The sequence below is a fragment of the Bradyrhizobium sp. USDA 3650 genome, assembly GCF_054057395.1.
Map to the genome: position 1 here is coordinate 5,598,367 of NZ_JBSRZG010000001.1, position 18,706 is coordinate 5,617,072.

The 18,706-nt window shown below is 64.6% G+C and carries 18 protein-coding genes; 17 read left to right on the forward strand and 1 reads right to left on the reverse strand.

What is annotated here, in order from left to right:
- Positions 1-9 precede the first annotated feature (9 nt).
- The 7 genes from ACVIN2_RS26300 (at position 10) to ACVIN2_RS26330 (ending at position 7,444) form a co-directional block, all read left to right on the forward strand.
- Positions 10-489, forward strand: a complete 480-nt coding sequence (locus tag ACVIN2_RS26300; RefSeq protein WP_456767783.1) for a DUF992 domain-containing protein — start codon at positions 10-12, stop codon at positions 487-489.
- Positions 490-641: 152 nt separating this feature from the next.
- A complete protein-coding gene (locus ACVIN2_RS26305) occupies positions 642-2,690 on the forward strand; it encodes an elongation factor G (protein ID WP_456767784.1) in 2,049 nt (682 codons plus the stop codon).
- A 358-nt stretch (positions 2,691-3,048) separates the two neighbouring features.
- Positions 3,049-3,321 (forward strand): helix-turn-helix domain-containing protein, encoded by a 273-nt coding sequence (locus tag ACVIN2_RS26310; protein WP_027520336.1) that lies wholly within the window; start codon positions 3,049-3,051, stop codon positions 3,319-3,321.
- Positions 3,322-3,430: 109 nt separating this feature from the next.
- On the forward strand, positions 3,431-5,185 hold the full coding sequence (locus tag ACVIN2_RS26315) for a SulP family inorganic anion transporter (protein ID WP_456767785.1): 1,755 nt from the start codon (positions 3,431-3,433) through the stop codon (positions 5,183-5,185).
- A gap of 93 nt (positions 5,186-5,278) precedes the next feature.
- Positions 5,279-6,112, forward strand: coding sequence for a shikimate dehydrogenase (locus ACVIN2_RS26320; RefSeq protein WP_456767786.1), 834 nt, complete (start codon positions 5,279-5,281; stop codon positions 6,110-6,112).
- A 66-nt stretch (positions 6,113-6,178) separates the two neighbouring features.
- Positions 6,179-6,805: a hypothetical protein gene (locus tag ACVIN2_RS26325; protein ID WP_456767787.1), complete on the forward strand. Its 627-nt coding sequence runs from the start codon at positions 6,179-6,181 to the stop codon at positions 6,803-6,805.
- A 15-nt stretch (positions 6,806-6,820) separates the two neighbouring features.
- On the forward strand, positions 6,821-7,444 hold the full coding sequence (locus tag ACVIN2_RS26330; protein ID WP_456767788.1) for a hypothetical protein: 624 nt from the start codon (positions 6,821-6,823) through the stop codon (positions 7,442-7,444).
- A 123-nt stretch (positions 7,445-7,567) separates the two neighbouring features.
- Here the strand turns inward: ACVIN2_RS26330 and ACVIN2_RS26335 are convergent, their stop codons facing one another.
- On the reverse strand, positions 7,568-8,704 hold the full coding sequence (locus ACVIN2_RS26335; protein WP_456767789.1) for an alpha-hydroxy acid oxidase: 1,137 nt from the start codon (positions 8,702-8,704) through the stop codon (positions 7,568-7,570).
- A gap of 145 nt (positions 8,705-8,849) precedes the next feature.
- On the opposite strand from ACVIN2_RS26335, the gene ACVIN2_RS26340 reads away from it, so the two are divergent.
- From ACVIN2_RS26340 to serA, 10 genes are all read left to right on the forward strand, one after another.
- Positions 8,850-9,017 carry a hypothetical protein gene (locus ACVIN2_RS26340; RefSeq protein WP_007596725.1) on the forward strand — a complete coding sequence of 56 codons (168 nt, stop codon included), beginning with the start codon at positions 8,850-8,852 and terminating at the stop codon, positions 9,015-9,017.
- 220 nt (positions 9,018-9,237) lie between these two features.
- Entirely contained in the window at positions 9,238-10,581 is a 1,344-nt protein-coding gene (gene glmM / locus ACVIN2_RS26345; RefSeq protein ID WP_027565344.1) for a phosphoglucosamine mutase, read from the forward strand.
- 135 nt (positions 10,582-10,716) lie between these two features.
- A complete protein-coding gene (locus tag ACVIN2_RS26350) occupies positions 10,717-11,964 on the forward strand; it encodes an MFS transporter (protein ID WP_456767790.1) in 1,248 nt (415 codons plus the stop codon).
- Between the two features lie 234 nt (positions 11,965-12,198).
- Positions 12,199-13,032 carry an outer membrane protein gene (locus tag ACVIN2_RS26355; protein ID WP_456767791.1) on the forward strand — a complete coding sequence of 278 codons (834 nt, stop codon included), beginning with the start codon at positions 12,199-12,201 and terminating at the stop codon, positions 13,030-13,032.
- 168 nt (positions 13,033-13,200) lie between these two features.
- On the forward strand, positions 13,201-14,028 hold the full coding sequence (locus ACVIN2_RS26360; protein WP_456767792.1) for an outer membrane protein: 828 nt from the start codon (positions 13,201-13,203) through the stop codon (positions 14,026-14,028).
- A gap of 70 nt (positions 14,029-14,098) precedes the next feature.
- The gene (locus tag ACVIN2_RS26365) at positions 14,099-14,689 is read left to right on the forward strand and encodes a glutathione S-transferase family protein (protein WP_456767793.1); all 591 of its coding nucleotides are present in this window, start codon (positions 14,099-14,101) and stop codon (positions 14,687-14,689) included.
- Positions 14,690-14,711: 22 nt separating this feature from the next.
- Entirely contained in the window at positions 14,712-15,176 is a 465-nt protein-coding gene (locus tag ACVIN2_RS26370; protein ID WP_456767794.1) for a GNAT family N-acetyltransferase, read from the forward strand.
- 173 nt (positions 15,177-15,349) lie between these two features.
- A complete protein-coding gene (locus ACVIN2_RS26375) occupies positions 15,350-15,541 on the forward strand; it encodes a hypothetical protein (protein ID WP_245286332.1) in 192 nt (63 codons plus the stop codon).
- A gap of 79 nt (positions 15,542-15,620) precedes the next feature.
- On the forward strand, positions 15,621-16,793 hold the full coding sequence (locus ACVIN2_RS26380; RefSeq protein ID WP_456767795.1) for a phosphoserine transaminase: 1,173 nt from the start codon (positions 15,621-15,623) through the stop codon (positions 16,791-16,793).
- Positions 16,794-17,013: 220 nt separating this feature from the next.
- Positions 17,014-18,603 (forward strand): phosphoglycerate dehydrogenase, encoded by a 1,590-nt coding sequence (gene serA, locus ACVIN2_RS26385; RefSeq protein ID WP_456767796.1) that lies wholly within the window; start codon positions 17,014-17,016, stop codon positions 18,601-18,603.
- The last annotated feature ends 103 nt before the right edge of the window (positions 18,604-18,706 follow it).

An 18,706-nucleotide genomic window follows, 5' to 3' on the forward strand; every position in this document is an offset into this window, starting at 1 on the left:
GAGATATTCATGCGCCGTTCACTCCTCCTCGCCGGGCTCACACTTGCGAGCCTCGTTGCCTCCGTTGCGGGCGCCAGCGCGCAATCGCGGATGGTGCAGGTGGGCGTGCTCGAATGCCGCGGCGGCGCCAGCGTGGGCTTCATCGTGGGATCGGTGACCAATCTCGGCTGTGTGCTGCGAGTCGATGGTTTGCCGGACGACCGTTACGTCGCGACCATCCGCAAGGTGGGCCTGGATATCGGCATTACTCAGGAGACGGCTTTGGCGTGGGGCGTGTTCGCGCCGGTGAACCGACTCGGACCGGGCGACCTCGCCGGCACCTATGCCGGTGCGCAGGGCAGCGCCTCGGTCGGTGTCGGCCTCGGCGGCAACGTGCTGGTCGGCGGCTCCAATAATTCGATCGCGCTCCAGCCGCTCAGCGTGCAGGGCCAGGTCGGCCTCAACGTCGCCGCCGGCCTCGAGAGCCTGGAACTCCGCCCGGGCCGCTAACAACTCCCGTGGGCGAATCGCGTCGCTCCGACGCGATTCCGGCAACGACGCACCGCAGCGACGTTTGATGCTTGCCAAATCTCGGGGACGGGCAGAGCATCGGCGTTTGCCGACCCAATCATGGGCCGAGCTCCACACCAAGGAGGCGGCGAATGGGACAAGACGTCAGAAGTCCCCGAGGTCCACGGTGCATCGCGCTGGTGGGCCCTTTCCAAAGCGGTAAAACCACACTTCTCGAAGCGATCATGGCACGAACCGGCGCAATCCCGCGCGCCGGCAGCGTCGACGCCGGAACCTCCGTCGGCGACGCCACGCCAGAGGCCCGTCATCACAAGATGACCGTCGGGCTGACTGCCGTCACCACGAGTTTCATGGGCGACAGCTACACCTTCCTCGATTGTCCCGGTTCCGTCGAATTTGCCCACGACATGCGCGCCGCGCTGCCCGCGGTCGATGCCGCAATCGTGGTCTGCGAAGCCGACGAGAAGAAGCTGCCGCAGCTTCAGATCATCCTGCGCGAACTGGAGGAGCTGAAGATCCCGCGTTTCCTGTTCCTCAACAAGATCGACCGCGCCAACAAGCGCATCCGCGAGACGCTCGAGATGCTCCAGCCCGCCTCGCGCGTGCCGCTGGTGCTGCGCCAGATCCCGATCTGGAAGGACGAGCTGATCGAGGGCTTCGTCGATCTCGCGCTGGAGCGCGCGTTCATTTACCGCGAGCACAAGGCCTCCGAAGTGGTCGCGCTCCAAGGCGGCGATCTCGATCGCGAGAAGGAGGCCCGCTTCTCGATGCTGGAGAAGCTCGCCGATCACGACGATGCGCTGATGGAGCAGCTGCTCGAGGACATCCAGCCGCCGCGCGATGCCGTGTTCGACGATCTCGCCCGCGAATTGCGCGACGGGCTGATCTGCCCCGTGTTGCTTGGCGCCGCCGCACGCGAAAACGGCGTGCTGCGCTTGATGAAAGCGTTGCGCCACGAGGCGCCCGGTATCGCGGAGACCGCAAAACGTCTCGGCGTTCCCGAGACCAGGGACGCCCTCGGCTTCGTCTTCAAGACGCTGCATTCGCAGCACGGTGGCAAGCTGTCGCTGACGCGGATGCTCGCCGGCCATCTCGACGACGGTGCCACGCTGCAATCCTCCTCCGGCGGGGCCAGCCGCATCTCCGGCATCCTCGCCGTCACTGGAGCCTACGACACCAAGCGTGCCGCGGCGGAAGCCGGCGACACGGTGGCGCTCGCCAAGCTCGACCCGATCAAGACCGGCGACACGGTCTCGAACGGCAAGACCCAGCCGGCAGCGCTTGCCGCCAGCGAGCCCACTCCGCCGGTGCTCGCGATCTCGGTTGCGGCCACCGACCGCAAGGACGACGTCAAGCTCGGCCAGGCGCTGATGCGGCTGCACGAGGAGGATCCATCGCTCGTCTTCGTGATGAACGCGCAGACCCACGACACGGTGCTGTGGGGGCAGGGCGAGATGCATTTGCGCGTCGCGAGCGAGCGGCTGCGCGACCGTTTCGGCGTCAAGGTTGCCTCGCATCCGCCCGCGATCGGCTATCAGGAAACCATCCGCAAGCCGATCGTCCAGCGCGGCCGCCACAAGAAGCAGTCCGGCGGCCATGGCCAGTTCGGCGATGTCGTGCTCGACATCAGGCCGCTGCCGCGCGGCGAGGGCTTCAAATTCGCCGAGAAGGTGGTCGGCGGTGCGGTGCCCCGCAACTATATCGGCGCGGTGGAAGAGGGCGTCGTCGACGGGCTTGCGCGTGGCCCGCTCGGTTTCCCGGTCACCGATTTGCAGGTGACGCTGACCGATGGCTCCTATCACAGCGTCGATTCCTCCGACCTCGCCTTTCGCACGGCGGCGCGGGTCGGGCTCAACGAAGGCCTGCCGCAATGCCAGTCGGTGCTGCTGGAGCCGATCCACGTGGTCGAGATCGTCTGCCCGACCGACGCCACCGCCAAGATCAATGCGATCCTGTCGGCGCGGCGCGGCCAGATCCTCGGCTTCGACACCCGCGACGGCTGGAGCGGATGGGACTGCGTCCGCGCCATGATGCCGGAAGCCGAGATCGGCGAGTTGATCGTCGAATTGCGTTCGGCCACGGCCGGCGCCGGCAGCTTCACCCGCCAGTTCGACCACATGGCCGAAGTCACGGGCCGCGCCGCCGACCAGATCATCGCAGCGCATCAGCACGCGGCGTGATCGGCCTCTCGCAGTGAGGGACGTATCACTGTCTCACTCCCTCTCCCCGTTCTTTACGGGGAGAGGGTGGGGTGAGGGGCTGTCACCATTGGCGTGGTGAAGGTTAGACTCACGCTCTCCTCCCAACCGTCATTGCGAGCGCAGCGACTTGTCCGCCGAAGCCTTAGCGAAGGCGGAAGCAACCCAGTCTTTCCGCGGAGGAATTCTGGATTGCTTCGTCGCTTCGCTCCTCGCAATGACGGTGGAGACGGATGGCTCGCATGGCGAGCTTCCCCTTGCACCGGCCTTGGAATGATGTATTTTACATCATTGTGCATGCTCCAGACATCATTTATAATCGTTCATACGTGAGGCCAAGGTGATCACGTCGTTCCAGATGCGGGCCGCGCGCGCGCTGCTCGGCATTGACCAGAGGGCCTTGGCGGAGCTTGCAGGCGTATCGCTGCCGACCATTCAGCGGATGGAGGCGAGCACCGGCAACGTTCGCGGCGTGGTCGAGACCTTGATGAAGGTGGTCGAAGCCTTTGATCGGGCCGGCGTCGAGCTGATCGGCGAACAGGCGCGCAGCGAAGGCGGCGGACGTGGCGTTCGGCTGAGGGAGCCGGGGCCGCCGCGTCGGGTGGGGGCGTGATCCCGCAATGATCATGCTCGGGAGCAGTCTTAACTAACGCACCGTCGCGCCCCGATACGCGGCCGCACGATGCATCGGAGCGTCGTGGGCAGCGGAGCATTTTGCTGAAATGAGCATCACAGGCGAACACGCAGGCAAGCTGCACCAGCTTCGTCGGCCGACCTTTACCGAACTCTATCTGCCAAAGCTCGTCACCGTATGGCGCGAGGGCTATGGCCTATCGGATTTCCGCGCCGATGTGTTCGCGGGCCTCACGGTCGCGATCGTCGCGTTGCCGCTGTCGATGGCAATCGCGATCGCCTCGGGCGTGACGCCCGACCGCGGACTCTACACCGCTGTTGTCGGCGGCTTCATTGCCTCACTGCTCGGCGGCAGCCGATTCCAGATCGGCGGTCCCGCCGGCGCCTTCATCGTGCTGGTTGCGGCGACCGCCGACCGTCACGGGGTCGACGGCGTGATCCTGGCCACGCTTATGGCGGGCCTGTTCCTGATCGCTGCGGGCTTCCTGCGGATCGGCACCTATATCAAGTTCATTCCGTATCCGGTGACGGTCGGCTTCACGGCCGGCATCGCCGTCATCATCTTCGCCAGCCAGCTGCGCGATCTCGGCGGGATCACGCTCCTCGCGAAAGAGCCGAGCGAATTCGTTCCGAAACTCGTCGCGCTTGCCGGGGGCCTGCACACCGTCAATCCGTCGGCCGTCGCGGTCGCGATCGTCAGCATTGCCATCATCGCGGGCCTGCGACGCTGGCTGCCGTCCTGGCCGGGTATCCTGATTGCAGTCGTGCTCGCGGCGGTCGCATGTGCCGTGCTGTCGCTGCCAGTCGAGACCGTCGGCTCGCGCTTCGGCGGCATTCCGCGCGAACTGCCCTCGCCGGCCTTGCCTGCGTTCTCGCTCGCAAAGGCGACCGCCGTGCTGCCGGATGCGATCTCCTTCGCGTTGCTCGCCGCCATCGAATCGCTGCTGTCGGCGGTGGTGGCAGACGGCATGACCGGACGCCGTCACCGCTCCAATTGCGAGCTGGTGGCGCAAGGCGCCGCCAATGTCGGCGCGGCGCTGTTCGGCGGCATTTGCGTCACGGGGCTGATCGCGCGTACCGCGACCAACATCCGCGCCGGCGCGCGGGGGCCGCTCGCGGGCATGCTGCATTCGGTCTTCCTGCTGCTGTTCATGCTGATCGCAGCGCCGCTCGCGAGCTACATCCCGCTGGCCGCGCTCGCCGCCGTGCTCGTCGTGGTGGCCTGGACCATGGCGGAGAAGCACGAATTCGCGACGCTCCTGCGCTCGTCATGGGGCGATGCCGTCGTGCTGCTCGCAACCTTCCTGCTCACCATCTTCCGCGATCTGACCGAAGGCATTCTGGTCGGCTTCGCGCTTGGCGCGGTGCTGTTCATCCATCGTATGGCGGAAATGACGGGCATCGAGGAACGTTCGCCGATGGTGGCGGCCGATCGTCCCGACGACGAAAATGGCGAGCGCGTGCCTTACGACCCCGCGCTCGCGGTCGATCGCGACGTGCTGGTCTATCGCATCACCGGCGCGTTCTTCTTCGGCGCGGCCTCGGCGATCGGCAGTGTGCTCGACGGCATCGCCGACAAGCGCAAGGGATTCGTGGTCGATTTCGCCGCGGTGCCGTTCCTGGATTCGACCGCGGCCAACGTGCTCGGCCGCGTCGCCGCCAAGGCCCACCGCCAGGGCATCCGGCTGTTCATCACGGGGGCGTCGCCTGCGGTCCGCCGCGCGCTGCTCACCCATGGCGTCACGCCGCCGCGCGCCCGCTATCGTGAGACCATCGCGCGTGCGGTCGCCGACATCAAGGGCGGCGCGGCGCACCCCGCGGCCGGCGAGGCGGGCACGACCTGACGTCGAGCCTCTCCCGAGACGGCCCGCGCGCTTGACAGCGCCTGCGGGACGCGAAATGGATCGCCTCCGAAACGACCCCAGGGGAGGACGACCGTGACCAAGGCTCCCGCAGCCTGTCTGATCGGATGGCCGGCTGCGCATTCGCGTTCGCCGCTGATCCATCGTTACTGGCTGCGCACGCTCGGGATCGAGGGCGGCTATGTCATCGAGGCGGTTCCACCCGATAATTTGCGCGATTTCGTGCTGCGGCTGTCGCTGCGCGGCTTCGTCGGCGCCAACGTCACCATCCCGCACAAGGAGGGCGTACTTGAGCTGTCGACGCCCGATGCCCGCGCGCGGGCGGTCGGTGCGGCCAACACGCTGTGGTTTGCGGACGGCGAGCTGCGCTCGACCAACACCGACGTCGAGGGCTTCATCGGCAATCTCGATGCCAGCGCGCCCGGCTGGGACGCAGCCAGCGAGGCGCTGGTGCTGGGCGCCGGCGGCTCGGCGCGCGCCATCGTGTTCGGGTTGCTCGAACGCGGCATCAGCTGCGTCCATCTCGCCAATCGCACCATCGCCCGGGCCGAGATGCTTGCAGGGCAGTTCGGGCCGAACGTGCATCCTGTTGCGTGGGACAGCATCCACGACATTCTGCCGCGTGCAAACCTTCTCGTGAACACGACCTCGCTCGGCATGCACGGCCAGCCTTCACTCGACCTTGACGTGGCGCGCCTGCCGGATGGCGCCGTGGTCGCCGATCTCGTCTATGTCCCGCTGGTGACGCCGCTGCTCGCGGCCGCACAGGCGCGCGGGCTGAAGACCGCCGACGGCCTCGGCATGCTGCTGCATCAGGCGGTCCGCGGCTTCGAGCTGTGGTTCGGCCAACGGCCGCAGGTCACGGCCGAGCTGCGCGCGCTGGTCGAGGCCGATCTCACAAAGACTTGAGAGAATAGCGCGTAATCTCCGGAGTTCTATGTCCGTAGGGACAATAGGGCGCAATCGGAGACCATCATGTCTGTTCAACGTGCAACTTTCACACGTCCGCTCATCGCCGTCGCGATGGTGGCCGTCTCGACCCTCTCGGCACTTGCGCAAAGAGCGCCGGTGCCGACGCGCGTGCGCGGCACGATCGAAAGCGTCAATGGCGACACGATGCAGGTCAAGGCGCGCAGCGGCGAGGACGTCAAGCTGCACATCGCCTCCGACGTGAACGTGTCGGGCATTACCAGGATTTCACTTGCCGACATCAAGCCCGGCTCCTTTGTCGGCGCCACCACCGTGCCGGGACCGGACGGCGGCGCGAACGCGGTCGAGGTCCACGTGTTTCCGGAGAGCATGCGCGGCACCGGCGAGGGCTCGCGCCCCTATGACCTCAAGCCCAACTCCAGCATGACCAATGCGACCGTGGCGGAGAGCGTGGTCGGCAATGACGGCCATACGTTGCTGGTCAAGTACAAGGACGGTGAGAAGAAGGTGTTCGTCGCCGACAATACGCCGGTGGTGACCTTCGTGCCCGGCGACAAATCCGATCTGAAGGCCGGCGCCAAGGTCATCGCCTTCATGAAGCAGCTGCCGGACGGCTCATTCGAAACCAGTCGCGTCAGCGTCGGCCGCGACGGCCTGACGCCGCCGATGTAAACGGAGACTAACAACATGTCGAAATCAACCTGGATATCACGCGTTGGCGTTGCCGCATTCGCCGCCTGCATCGTCACGTCATCTGCCCTGGCGCAGCAGACGCCGACGGTGCGTATCCGCGGCACCATCGAGAGCGTCGACGGCAACACGCTCGGCATCAAGACCCGAGAAGGCAGCGACGTGAAGGTGCGCATGACCGACAACGTCGCGGTCTTCGCGGTGGTGAAGACGTCGTTGTCGGAGATCAAGGACGGTTCCTATATCGGCGTCACCGGCCTGCCGGAGCCCGACGGCACCCAGAAGGCGATCGCGGTGCACATCTTCCCCGAAAACCAGCGCGGCGCGGCCGAAGGTTTCCGCCCCTGGGACGCGCGCGCCAACTCGACCATGACCAACGCCACCGTGGCGCAGACGGTGAAGGGCACCGACGGCCAGAACATCACGGTCAAGTACAAGGACGGCGAGAAGAAAGTCGTGGTGCCCCCGGACACGCCGATCGTCACCTTCGTGGCCAGCGACAAATCCGAGCTCAAGCCCGGCGCCAAGCTGATCATTTTCGGCGCGGTGAAGAAGGACGATGGTTCGCTGGAAGCCAACCGGGTCAACGTCGGCCGCGACGGGGTGACGCCGCCGATGTGAGGGCGAACGCTGAAATCGTAGGGTGGGCAAAGGCGCGAAGCGCCGTGCCCACCACTTTCCTGCGATTTTGCGAATTGGTGGGCACGCTTCGCTTTGCCCACCCTACGGCACTGCCGCTGCGCCTTACATCGCGATGATATGCTCGTCGATTTCGTCGATCCTGTTGACGCCGCACAGGCCCATGGTGGTGAGCAGCTCCTTCTGGATGATGTCGATCGCCTTGGCGACGCCGGCTTGGCCGCCGGCGCCGAGGCCATAGGCGTAAGCGCGGCCGATCATGCAGGACTTTGCGCCGAGCGCGAGCGCGCGCATCACGTCCTGGCCGGAGCGAATGCCGCCGTCGAACATGATCTCCATCCTGTCACCGACCGCCTCGGCGATCTCGGGCAGCACCTCGATCGATGACGGCGCGCCGTCGAGCTGACGGCCGCCATGGTTCGAGACGACGAGCGCCTGCGCGCCGGTCTTGGCGGCTTCCTCGGCGTCCTCGACGTCCAGAATGCCCTTGATGATCAGCTTGCCCGGCCAGATGCTGCGGACCCACTCGACGTCCTTCCAGTTCAGGGACGTATCGAACTGCGACGCCGTCCACTCCGCGAGGCGATTGAGGTCCCCGGTGTTCTTCACATGGCCGGCGATGTTACCGAAGGTGCGGCGCTTGCCCCGGAGCACGCCCGACACCCAGGTCGGCTTGGTGGCAAAGTCGATCAGCTTCGAGAGCGACCATTCCGGCGGGACCGTCATGCCGTTCTTGATGTCGGCGTGGCGCTGGCCGATGACCTGAAGATCGACGGTCAGCACCAGCGCGGAACATTTCGCGGCGATCGCGCGCTGGATCAATTCCTTGATGAAGCCGCGGTCCTTCATCACGTAGAGCTGGAACCAGAACGGCTTCTCGACACTGGCCGCGATGTCCTCGATCGAGCAGATCGACATCGTCGACTGCGTGAACGGGATACCGGCGGCTTGCGCGGCGCGGCAGGCATGGATCTCGCCGTCGCCATGCTGCATGCCGAGCAGGCCCACAGGCGCGAGCATCAGCGGCATGGTCGAGGGCTCGCCGAGGATCGTGGTCGCGGTGTCGCGCTTGGAGACGTCGACCAGAATGCGCTGGCGGAACTTGATCGCCTGCATGTCTTCGCGGTTGGCGCGCAGCGTTTCCTCGGCGTAGGAGCCGCGGTCGCAATAATCGAAGAACGCCTTCGGCACGCGGCGCTGATGCAGTGTGCGAAGATCGTCGATACAGGTGATGTGCTTCATGAACGTTTCCCCGGCCCGTCTTGTATCGGAAGAGTCTGCATCGGAAGTAGCGGATGAGTCTTGCATCGGAAGATCGAGGGGTCATCTAGCATGGTTGGATGCACAGCCAAATCGTTTGCAAATCCTTTGTGGAGAGGAGGGCGCCATGACCAGGCCGCACACCGGACCGACGCCGGAGGAGATCAAGGAGAAGCATGATCTCGAGGAAGCGCTGGAAGAAGGTCTGGAAGAGACCTTTCCGGGCTCCGATCCCGTCAATGTCACCCAGCCGGCGCCGAGCCGCGGGGACGGCCATGTGAAGCGCTCGGACTAGGAGCGGGTTCCGCCCTGTTCCGGCGTCCTCGCTGGAAATATAATGTTAACAAGACGTTATCAGCGCCGAGGCCTGCCCGGTTCCGTAATGATTTATCATATTTTTTGAAGCCAAGTTAGCCGCGATGGCTTTATAAGACCTCAGCACATCAGGGATGCGGGTCCCGCCAAGGCACCCGCAGGTTGTATTGGGGGTCCCTGGTTGTCGCGTGGGGGACGAGATGAGCCGCAAATATTTCGGGACGGACGGGATCCGGGGCCGCGCCAACGGACTGATCACGCCGGAGCTCGCGCTCAAGGTCGGCCAGGCCGCAGGCCTGGCGTTTCAGCGCGGTGACCACCGCCACAGGGTCGTGATCGGCAAGGATACCCGCCTGTCCGGCTACATGATCGAATACGCGATGGTTGCGGGCTTCACCTCGGTCGGGATGGACGTGCTGCTGGTCGGCCCGATGCCGACGCCGGCGGTCGCGATGCTGACCAAGTCGATGCGCGCCGATCTCGGCGTGATGATCTCCGCCTCGCACAATCTGTTCGAGGACAACGGCATCAAGCTGTTCGGCCCGCAGGGCTTCAAGCTCTCCGACGACGTCGAGAAGCAGATCGAGCAGCTGCTCGACGAACCCATCGACAAGCGTCTCGCCCAGAGCGCCAGTCTCGGCCGCGCCCGCCGCATCGACGGCGTGCATGATCGCTACATCGAGTTCGCCAAGCGCACGCTGCCGCGCGATCTGTCGCTCGACGGCTTGCGCGTCGTGGTCGATTGCGCCAATGGCGCCGCCTACAAGGTGGTGCCGGAAGCGCTGTGGGAGCTGGGCGCCGACGTGATTCCGATCGGGGTCGAGCCCGACGGCTTCAACATCAACAAGGAATGCGGCTCCACCTCGCCGGAAGCACTGTCGAAGAAGGTCCGCGAGATGCGCGCCGACATCGGCATTGCGCTCGACGGCGACGCCGATCGCGTCATCCTGGTCGACGAGCGCGGTCACATCGTCGACGGCGACCAGCTGCTCGCGGTGATCGCGCAAAGCTGGAAGGAAGACGGCCGGCTGTCGCGATCCGGCATCGTCGCCACCGTGATGTCGAACCTCGGGCTCGAGCGCTTCCTCAATGCGCAGGGGCTCGATCTCGTGCGCACGCCGGTCGGCGATCGCTACGTGCTCGAGCAGATGCTGAACGGCGGCTACAATCTCGGCGGCGAGCAGTCCGGCCACATCATCCTGTCCGACTACGCCACCACCGGCGACGGCTTCGTTGCCGCGTTGCAGGTGCTTGCCGTGGTGCAGAAGCTGCGCCGCCCGGTGTCGGAAGTCTGCCACCGTTTCGATCCGCTGCCGCAGATCCTGAAGAACGTCCGTCACAAGGGCGGCAAGCCGCTCGACAATTCCGACGTCAAATCGGCGATCTCCGACGGCGAGCAGCGTCTCAACGGCCACGGCCGCCTGCTGATCCGCTCCTCCGGCACCGAGCCGGTGATCCGCGTCATGGGCGAGGGCGAGGATCGCATCCTGGTCGAGGACGTCGTCGATACCATCGTCTCCGCGCTCGGGCAGGCCGCGGCCTGAGGCGCTACGCTACGAACTCCCGCAAGGGATGGAGCGAAGCGCATCCCAGCCATCGACGATTGGCGGTGGATCGGTCGCCGCGCGCAGCGTAACTAGCTTGTCGCGGCAATCTGCCGCGCCCGCCGGGATGCTCCATTGAACAAGCCTGTCGTCGTCTCAGGGGAAGCGCTGACCGAACCCGTCATCGTCAGCGACGTGGCACAAGCAGCCAAGGCCGCGGGGCCGGCCTATGTCGTGCTTGCCGGCATCAGCTTCTCGCACTTCCTCAACGACACCATGCAGTCGCTGATCGCTTCGGTGTATCCGATCCTGAAGGACACCTATGCGCTCGACTTCGCGCAGATCGGCATGATCACGCTGGCCTTCCAGTTCACGGCATCGCTGCTCCAGCCGGTGGTCGGCCACTACACCGACAAGAAGGCGCAGCCCTATTCGCTGTCGATCGGCATGGCCTCGACCTTCTTCGGTCTGTTGCTGCTCAGCGCCGCCCACCAATATCTCGTCATCCTCGTTGCGGCCGCGCTGGTCGGTCTCGGCTCGGCGGTGTTTCATCCCGAATCGGCGCGCATCGCGCGGCTCGCCTCCGGCGGCCGCTACGGTTTTGCGCAATCGGTGTTCCAGCTCGGCGGCAGTTTTGGCACCTCGATGGGACCGGTATTGGCCGCGCTCATCGTCGTGCCGTTCGGGCAGGGCAGCATCGCCTGGTTTTCCTCGATCGCCTTCCTCGCGATCCTCATCCTCTGGCGCATCGGCCGCTGGTACGAACCGCAGATCAAGGCGAAGAAGACCGCGGTGGCTCAAGCCCATCCCGACGCGCCGAGCTCGCGTCGCGTCGTCGTTGCGCTCCTCGTGCTGGTCGCGCTGCTGTTCTCGAAACAGCTCTACGTCTCGAGCCTGTCGAGCTACTACATCTTCTATCTGATCGACCGCTTCGGCGTGTCGACGCAAGCCGCGCAGATGTATCTCTTCATTTTCCTCGCGGCGAACGCGGTCGGCGCTTTTCTCGGTGGTCCCCTGGGCGATCGCTTCGGCCGCAAGATCGTGATCTGGATCTCGATCCTGGGAGCGCTGCCGTTCACGCTGGCGCTCCCCTATACCGGGCTCTATGCGAGTGCGGTGCTATCAGTCGTCATCGGCCTGATCATCTCCTCGACGACGTCGTCGATCATCGTGTTCGCGCAGGAGCTTGTGCCGCACCGCTTCGGCATGATCTCCGGCGTGTTCTTCGGTGTCGCGTTCGGCATCGGCGGCCTGGGCGCCGCCGTGCTCGGCAAGCTCGCCGACCACACTTCGATCGCGTTCGTCTACCAGGTCTGCGCCTATCTGCCTGCGATCGGCCTGCTTGCGGTGTTCCTGCCCAAGCTGCCGCGGCACGCGCGTTAACAAATCCTGTCTTGCTGCAACGCGGCTTCATACATCGTTAGGACATGCGGCGACGGCGTCGCGTTTGCGCTGCATTTTTGCAACGCTCGCGTCGCATACGCGTGTGCGGTTAGAAAAAATCAACCTTAAAAATTAGGGTTAAGTGGCGCTTAAACATTTGCTGGCATCGTCCGGGCCGTGAGTTTCCAGAACGTGAGGCGCCGTATTGCCTCACCGGCCAAAAGGACGAAGCCAATGCGTAGCGTTAAGTCTCTCCTTGCCGCGGGTGCGGCAACCCTGATCTCCTCGATGGCGTTCGCCGCCGACATGCCGATCGCGGCGCCCCCTCCGATGTACGCGCCCCCGGCTCCGCCCGCCGACTTCGGCGGCTGGTATCTCCGCGGCGACGTCGGCATGACCAACCAGAGCGCCAAGCGCATCGACGGCGCCCTGCCGGCTGGGTATTCGAAGACGACGGAGGGGCTCGGCTTCGACTCCTCGCCGCTGTTCGATCTCGGCGTTGGCTACCGCTTCAATAACTGGTTCCGCACGGATGTGATCGGCCAGTACCGTGGCAAAGCCAATCTGCACGGCAGCGACAACGTCGTTGGACCCGGCTTCGTCGGCGTCAACAACTACACCGGCAGCAAGTCCGAGTGGGTCGTGATGGCCAACGCCTACGTTGACCTCGGCACCTGGTGGTGCATCACCCCGTTCATCGGCGCCGGCGTCGGCGGCTCCTACAACAAGATCAGCGGCTTCCGCGATGACGGCGTGTCGTACAGCGGCGGCGTGCTGTCCAACAGCGTCGCCTACTTCGCCGACAACGGAAAGTGGAACTTGGCGTACGCCGCACATGCGGGTCTCGCTTACAAGGTCAATCCCGGCTTCACCGTCGAACTGGCCTACAGCTACATGAACCTCGGCGACGGCGCGCCCGGCAACTATCGCTTGTTCGACAACAGCGCCTCCGGCCCGACCTCGATCAAGGTCAAGGAGATCACCTCGCACGACGTCAAGCTTGGCGTGCGCTGGGAGCTGAACAGCCCGACGCCGGCCTACATGCCGCCGCTCGTCACCAAGGGCTGATCGCAAGCCTCATCGCTTAAGACATCTTAACGGCGCGGGATCATCCCGCGCCGTTTTGCTTTGCGTATTTTTCATGGCGTGCGGCGATGAAAGCCTCCGGCGCAACCATTGGTTAAGGTTAACGAGCCATGATCATCAGTGAAAGTTCGAGTTCGATGGAGCGTTGCAATGCGTAGGCTGATGTTGGCGGCGGCGATGTTAGGGACGGTGTCTGCCGCGCACGCGGCTGATCTCTCCGATCTTCCCATCCTGCGCGGCAGCTTCACCGACGGTCTGAGCAAGTCCAACGTCAACTGGCAAGGCAGCTATATCGGCGCCCAGGCTGGCTATGGTTCGTCCGACGAGAACTTCAACGGCTCGACCAAAAACATGATGGCTTCATTGCTGGCCGACACGTTGATCGAGGCGGAAATGGGCGTCTCGCAGTGGAATCTCGGACTCGGCAAAGCTTCGCAGCGCACGACCGGCTACGGTGCCTTCGTCGGGTACAACGCGCAGTGGGACGACGTCGTGATGGGTCTCGAAGTGAGTTGGTTGCACGGCAAGTTCGGCGGAATGGCGTCGGCTAGCGAGCGACGCGTCAGCCCCGTTGCGCTGTCTGACGGCAACTTCCATGACGTCACGGCGACCTCCACATCGTCGATCAGCATCAGCGACATGGGGACGTTTCGCGGTCGCGCTGGTTACGCCTGGGGATGTTTCCTGCCGTACATGTTCGCGGGTGCCGCGCTCGGCAATGCCGATATCGTGCAGACGGCCCATGTGCAGGATCGCGTGAGCACGACCCAGCTGGGGACTTACACGGCGCTACAGCCGTTGAGCTCGACCAACGCCCAGCATAATCACCTAATCTACGGCTACACCGCCGGCCTTGGTGTCGATGTCAATCTGGTCGGTGGCTTGTTCATGCGTGCGGAGTACGAATACATCCGCTTCTCTTCCGCAGTTGACACCAGCATCAACACCGTCCGTGCTGGCCTCGGCTACAAGTTCTGATCCTGCGCGCTGGGGCAATTGACAGGCCCGGTCAGTCCTGATGCTCTGTCTCCAGAAGCGGGGGGCAGCGATGCGGATCTACGGCGACACCAATTCCGGCAATTGTCTGAAGGTGAAGTGGGTCTGCGACAAGCTCGCGCTGCCCTACCAGTGGATCGAGACCGACACTCGCAAGGGCGAAAGCCGCACGCCGCAGTTCCTCGAGATGAACGGTGCCGGCCAGGTGCCCACCGTCGCTTTCGACGACGGCCGCACTCTGGCGCAATCCAATGCCATCATCCGCTATCTCGCGCGCGACAGCGCGCTCATTCCGCGCGATGCCTTCACCGCCGCCAAGATGGACGAATGGCTGTTCTGGGAACAATACAGCCACGAGCCTTACATCGCAGTGTGCCGCTTCCAGCTCGTCTATCTCGGCAAGGACGCCTCCGAGCTCGATCCTGAAAAGGTCAAGCGCGGCTATGCGGCGCTAGATCGCATGGAGCAGCATCTGGCGGCAAACCGCTTCTTCGCCGGTGATGACGTTTCGCTTGCCGACGTCTCGCTGCTTGCCTATACGCGCGTCGCGCATGAAGGCGGCTTCGATCTCGGTCGTTATGCCGCCATCCGCCGCTGGATCGGCGAAGCCGAGACCTTTCTCGGGCTTCCCAAGGTGCGTTAAGGCGCGCTGCAGGAGTAACTTTATGAACGCCGAATCCGTCTCCATTCGTCCCGCGCGCCGCGAGGATGTTGCTGCGATCGTGGCGATGCTCGCCGACGATCATCTCGGAAGCGCTCGCGAGCGCGTGGAAGATCCGCTGCCTGCGTCCTATTACGAGGCATTCGCGCGGATCGAGCGCGATCAAAATATCCAGCTCGTGGTTGCCGAGAGCGAGGGCAGGGTGGTCGGCTGCCTGCAGCTCGCGATCCTGCCGGGTCTCAGCTCGCAAGGCGGCCGGCGCGGTCTGCTCGAAGACGTCCGCGTTGCTTCCGATTGCCGCAGCCGCGGCATCGGCGAGCAATTGGTGCATTGGGCGGTGACGGAAGCGAAAGCGCGCGGCTGCAATCTGGTCGAACTGCTGACGCATCAGACGCGAACAGATGCGCAGCGGTTCTACAAGCGGCTTGGGTTCACCGCGAGTCACGTCGGCATGACTGTCCGCTTTTGACGCAGCACGCCATGAGCCTTGCGCGATCAGCGAAATCGGATCGCGCGTACGTTCATATTAAGAGCTGATAAACTACCCGTTCGACGTTCACGTGGAACCAGGAACGAACGGTGCTACGCGAGCGTCTGAAACCGGGCTCGGTCGGTTCGGGGATTTCGATGACAAGCTATTCGATGATCAAGGTCGGCAACGACTACGTCGTGCAGGCCAATGACAAATGCATTTTGAAAGTCGGCAGCCGTCGCCGCGCCGCGCAATTGATCAACGATGCCACGGACTTGCTGAATGCGCTGGCCGTGGTCGAATCCCCCAAAATCGCACCGGAGGCGCCATCACTCGCGCGTGAGGCCCCGGAACTTCCTTGACTGGTCTTCCCGATTCCCGTATCTGCCGCGGCGGGACACCTCCCCCCAACGGGAGGCTTACTATCTGGAAGGGTAGACGATGACTGTAGCGAAGCCCGCTTCGCGGCCGAACGTGCCGCATTTTTCCTCCGGCCCCTGCGCCAAGCGCCCCGGATGGAATGCCCAAAATCTCAAGGACGCAGCGCTCGGCCGTTCGCATCGCGCGAAGGTCGGCAAGACCAAGCTCAAGCTCGCGATCGATTTGACGCGCGAAGTGCTCGAAGTGCCCGCTGACTATCGCATCGGTATCGTGCCGGCCTCCGATACCGGCGCGGTCGAGATGGCGCTGTGGTCGATGCTGGGGGCGCGGCCCGTCACCACGCTCGCCTGGGAATCCTTCGGCGAGGGCTGGGTCAGCGACATCGTCAAGGAATTGAAGCTCAAGGACGTCACCAAGCTCAACGCGGCTTACGGTGAACTCCCGGACCTCTCCAAGGTCGATCCGAAGTCCGACGTCGTCTTCACCTGGAACGGCACCACCTCGGGCGTGCGCGTGCCGAACGCCGACTGGATCAGCGCCACCCGCGAAGGCCTGACCATCTGCGACGCCACCTCGGCCGCGTTCGCGCAACCGCTCGACTGGGCCAAGCTCGACGTCGTCACCTTCTCCTGGCAGAAGGCGCTCGGCGGCGAAGCCGCGCACGGCATGCTGATCCTGTCGCCCCGCGCGGTGGAGCGGCTCGAAACCTACAAGCCGGCCTGGCCGCTGCCGAAGATTTTCCGCATGACCAAGGGCGGCAAGATCAACGAAGGCATTTTCGTCGGCGAGACCATCAACACGCCGTCGATGCTCTGCGTCGAGGATTATCTCGACGCGCTGAACTGGGCCAAGTCGATCGGCGGCCTCAAGGCGCTGATCGCGCGCGCCGACGCCAACACCAAGGTGCTCGCCGACTGGAAGGCGAAGACGCCCTGGATCGACTTCCTCGCCAAGGACGCCGCGATCCGCTCCAACACTTCGGTGTGCCTGAAGTTCACCGATCCCGCGATCACCTCGCTCTCCGAGGACGCGCAGGCCGACTTCTCCAAGAAGCTGGTGGCGCTGGTCGAGAAGGAAGGCGCGGGCTACGACTTCGCCTATTACCGCGATGCGCCCGCCGGCCTGCGCATCTGGTGCGGCGCCACCGTCGAGGCCAGCGATGTCGCGCTGCTGACCCAGTGGATCGATTGGGCCTTCGCCGAGACCAAGGCCACGCTCGCCAAGGCGGCGTAAGTTTTCTTTCTTCGCCTCTCCCCGTTCTTACGGGGAGAGGCCGGGTCGCGCAGCGATCCGGGTGAGGGGCTCTCTCCACGAGCACTTCGCCCGTGGCTGCCCCTCACCCCAACCCTCTCCCCGTAAGAACGGGGAGAGGGAGATCAAAGAGCTTCTGAGCAATTCCTCATTCCGGCCCTCGGGCCGATCCTCCCTCAGGGACGGCGAAGGACACATTCCCATGACCAAGCCCAAAGTTCTCATTTCCGACGCGCTCTCTCCCGCCGCCGTGCAGATCTTCAAAGACCGCGGCGTCGAGGTCGATTTCCAGCCCAACCTCGGCAAGGACAAGGACAAGCTCGCCGAGATCATCGGCAATTACGACGGTCTCGCGATCCGCTCGGCGACCAAGGCGACCGCGAAGATCCTCGAGAAGGCGACCAACCTCAAGGTGATCGGCCGCGCTGGCATCGGCGTCGACAATGTCGAGATTCCCGCCGCCACGGCCAAGGGCATCATCGTGATGAACACGCCGTTCGGCAATTCGATCACGACCGCCGAGCACGCCATCACCCTGATGCTGGCGCTGGCGCGCGAGATTCCGCAGGCGGACGCTTCGACCCAGGCCGGCAAGTGGGAGAAGAACCGCTTCATGGGCGTCGAGATCACCGGCAAGGTGCTCGGCGTCGTCGGCTGCGGCAACATCGGCTCGATCGTCGCCGACCGCGCGCTCGGCCTGCGCATGAAGGTGATCGCGTTCGATCCGTTCCTGTCGCCGGAGCGCGCCAGGGACATCGGCGTCGAGAAGGTCGAGCTCGACGACCTCTTCAAGCGCGCCGACTTCATCACGCTGCACACCCCGCTGACCGAAAAGACCAAGAACATCATCGACGCAGCCGCGATCACCAAGATGAAAAAGGGCGTGCGCCTGATCAACTGCGCCCGCGGCGGCCTCGTCGACGAGCAGGCCGTGGTCGACGCTTTGAATTCCAAGCACATCGCAGGCGCCGCCTTCGACGTCTTCGTCGAGGAGCCCGCCACCGCGAACGTGCTGTTCGGTCATCCCAACGTGATCTGCACGCCGCATCTCGGCGCGTCCACCACCGAAGCGCAGGAGAACGTCGCGCTCCAGGTCGCCGAGCAGATGTCGGATTACCTGCTCACCGGCGCGATCTCGAATGCCGTCAACTTCCCCTCGATCACGGCGGAAGAGGCGCCGAAGCTGAAGCCGTTCATCGCGCTCGCCGAAAGGCTCGGCTCGTTCGCGGGACAGCTCACCGAGAGCGGCATCCTCAAGGTCGAGATCACCTATGAAGGCCACGTCGCCGAGATGAAGATCAAGGCGATCACCTCCGCCGTGCTGTCCGGCCTGTTGCGGCCGATGCTGGGCGAGGTCAACGTCGTCTCCGCGCCCGTCGTCGCCAAGGAGCGCGGCATGGTTGTGGACGAGATCGTCCGCGCCGCCCAGAGCGACTATGAAAGCCTGATCACCGTCACGGTCACCACCGAGCGGCAGGAGCGGTCGGTCTCGGGCACGGTCTATGCCGACGGCAAGCCGCGTCTGGTCGACATCAAGGGCATCCGCGTCGACGCTGAATTTGGCAAGTCGATGATCTACGTGACCAACGAGGACAAGCCGGGTTTCATCGGCAAGTTCGCGAGCCTGCTCGGCGATGCCAAGATCAACATCGCGACCTTCCATCTCGGCCGCGTCGCGCCGGGCTCCGATGCCATCGCGCTGATCGAGGTCGACGGCGCGGTGCCGGCCGATCTGCTCGCCAAGGTGCAGGCCCTGCCGCAGGTCAAGCAGGTCAAGGCGCTGACGTTCTGATCCGCCGACATATTCCGACCCGCGGAACAACGCCGCCCTCTCGCGAGGGCGGCGTTTTTTATTTCTCCCGCGACCGCCGGACATTGTGTACCAATGGCGCCGA

Coding starts and splice junctions, on each gene's coding strand:
- ACVIN2_RS26370 (WP_456767794.1), top strand. CDS start 14,712: ATGAACGCCGAATCCGTCTCCATTCGTCCCGCGCGCCGCGAGGATGTT.
- serA (WP_456767796.1), top strand. CDS start 17,014: ATGACCAAGCCCAAAGTTCTCATTTCCGACGCGCTCTCTCCCGCCGCC.
- ACVIN2_RS26330 (WP_456767788.1), top strand. CDS start 6,821: ATGTCGAAATCAACCTGGATATCACGCGTTGGCGTTGCCGCATTCGCC.
- ACVIN2_RS26335 (WP_456767789.1), bottom strand. CDS start 8,704: ATGAAGCACATCACCTGTATCGACGATCTTCGCACACTGCATCAGCGC.
- ACVIN2_RS26300 (WP_456767783.1), top strand. CDS start 10: ATGCGCCGTTCACTCCTCCTCGCCGGGCTCACACTTGCGAGCCTCGTT.
- ACVIN2_RS26365 (WP_456767793.1), top strand. CDS start 14,099: ATGCGGATCTACGGCGACACCAATTCCGGCAATTGTCTGAAGGTGAAG.
- glmM (WP_027565344.1), top strand. CDS start 9,238: ATGAGCCGCAAATATTTCGGGACGGACGGGATCCGGGGCCGCGCCAAC.
- ACVIN2_RS26360 (WP_456767792.1), top strand. CDS start 13,201: ATGCGTAGGCTGATGTTGGCGGCGGCGATGTTAGGGACGGTGTCTGCC.
- ACVIN2_RS26340 (WP_007596725.1), top strand. CDS start 8,850: ATGACCAGGCCGCACACCGGACCGACGCCGGAGGAGATCAAGGAGAAG.
- ACVIN2_RS26375 (WP_245286332.1), top strand. CDS start 15,350: ATGATCAAGGTCGGCAACGACTACGTCGTGCAGGCCAATGACAAATGC.
- ACVIN2_RS26315 (WP_456767785.1), top strand. CDS start 3,431: ATGAGCATCACAGGCGAACACGCAGGCAAGCTGCACCAGCTTCGTCGG.
- ACVIN2_RS26380 (WP_456767795.1), top strand. CDS start 15,621: ATGACTGTAGCGAAGCCCGCTTCGCGGCCGAACGTGCCGCATTTTTCC.
- ACVIN2_RS26355 (WP_456767791.1), top strand. CDS start 12,199: ATGCGTAGCGTTAAGTCTCTCCTTGCCGCGGGTGCGGCAACCCTGATC.
- ACVIN2_RS26325 (WP_456767787.1), top strand. CDS start 6,179: ATGTCTGTTCAACGTGCAACTTTCACACGTCCGCTCATCGCCGTCGCG.
- ACVIN2_RS26305 (WP_456767784.1), top strand. CDS start 642: ATGGGACAAGACGTCAGAAGTCCCCGAGGTCCACGGTGCATCGCGCTG.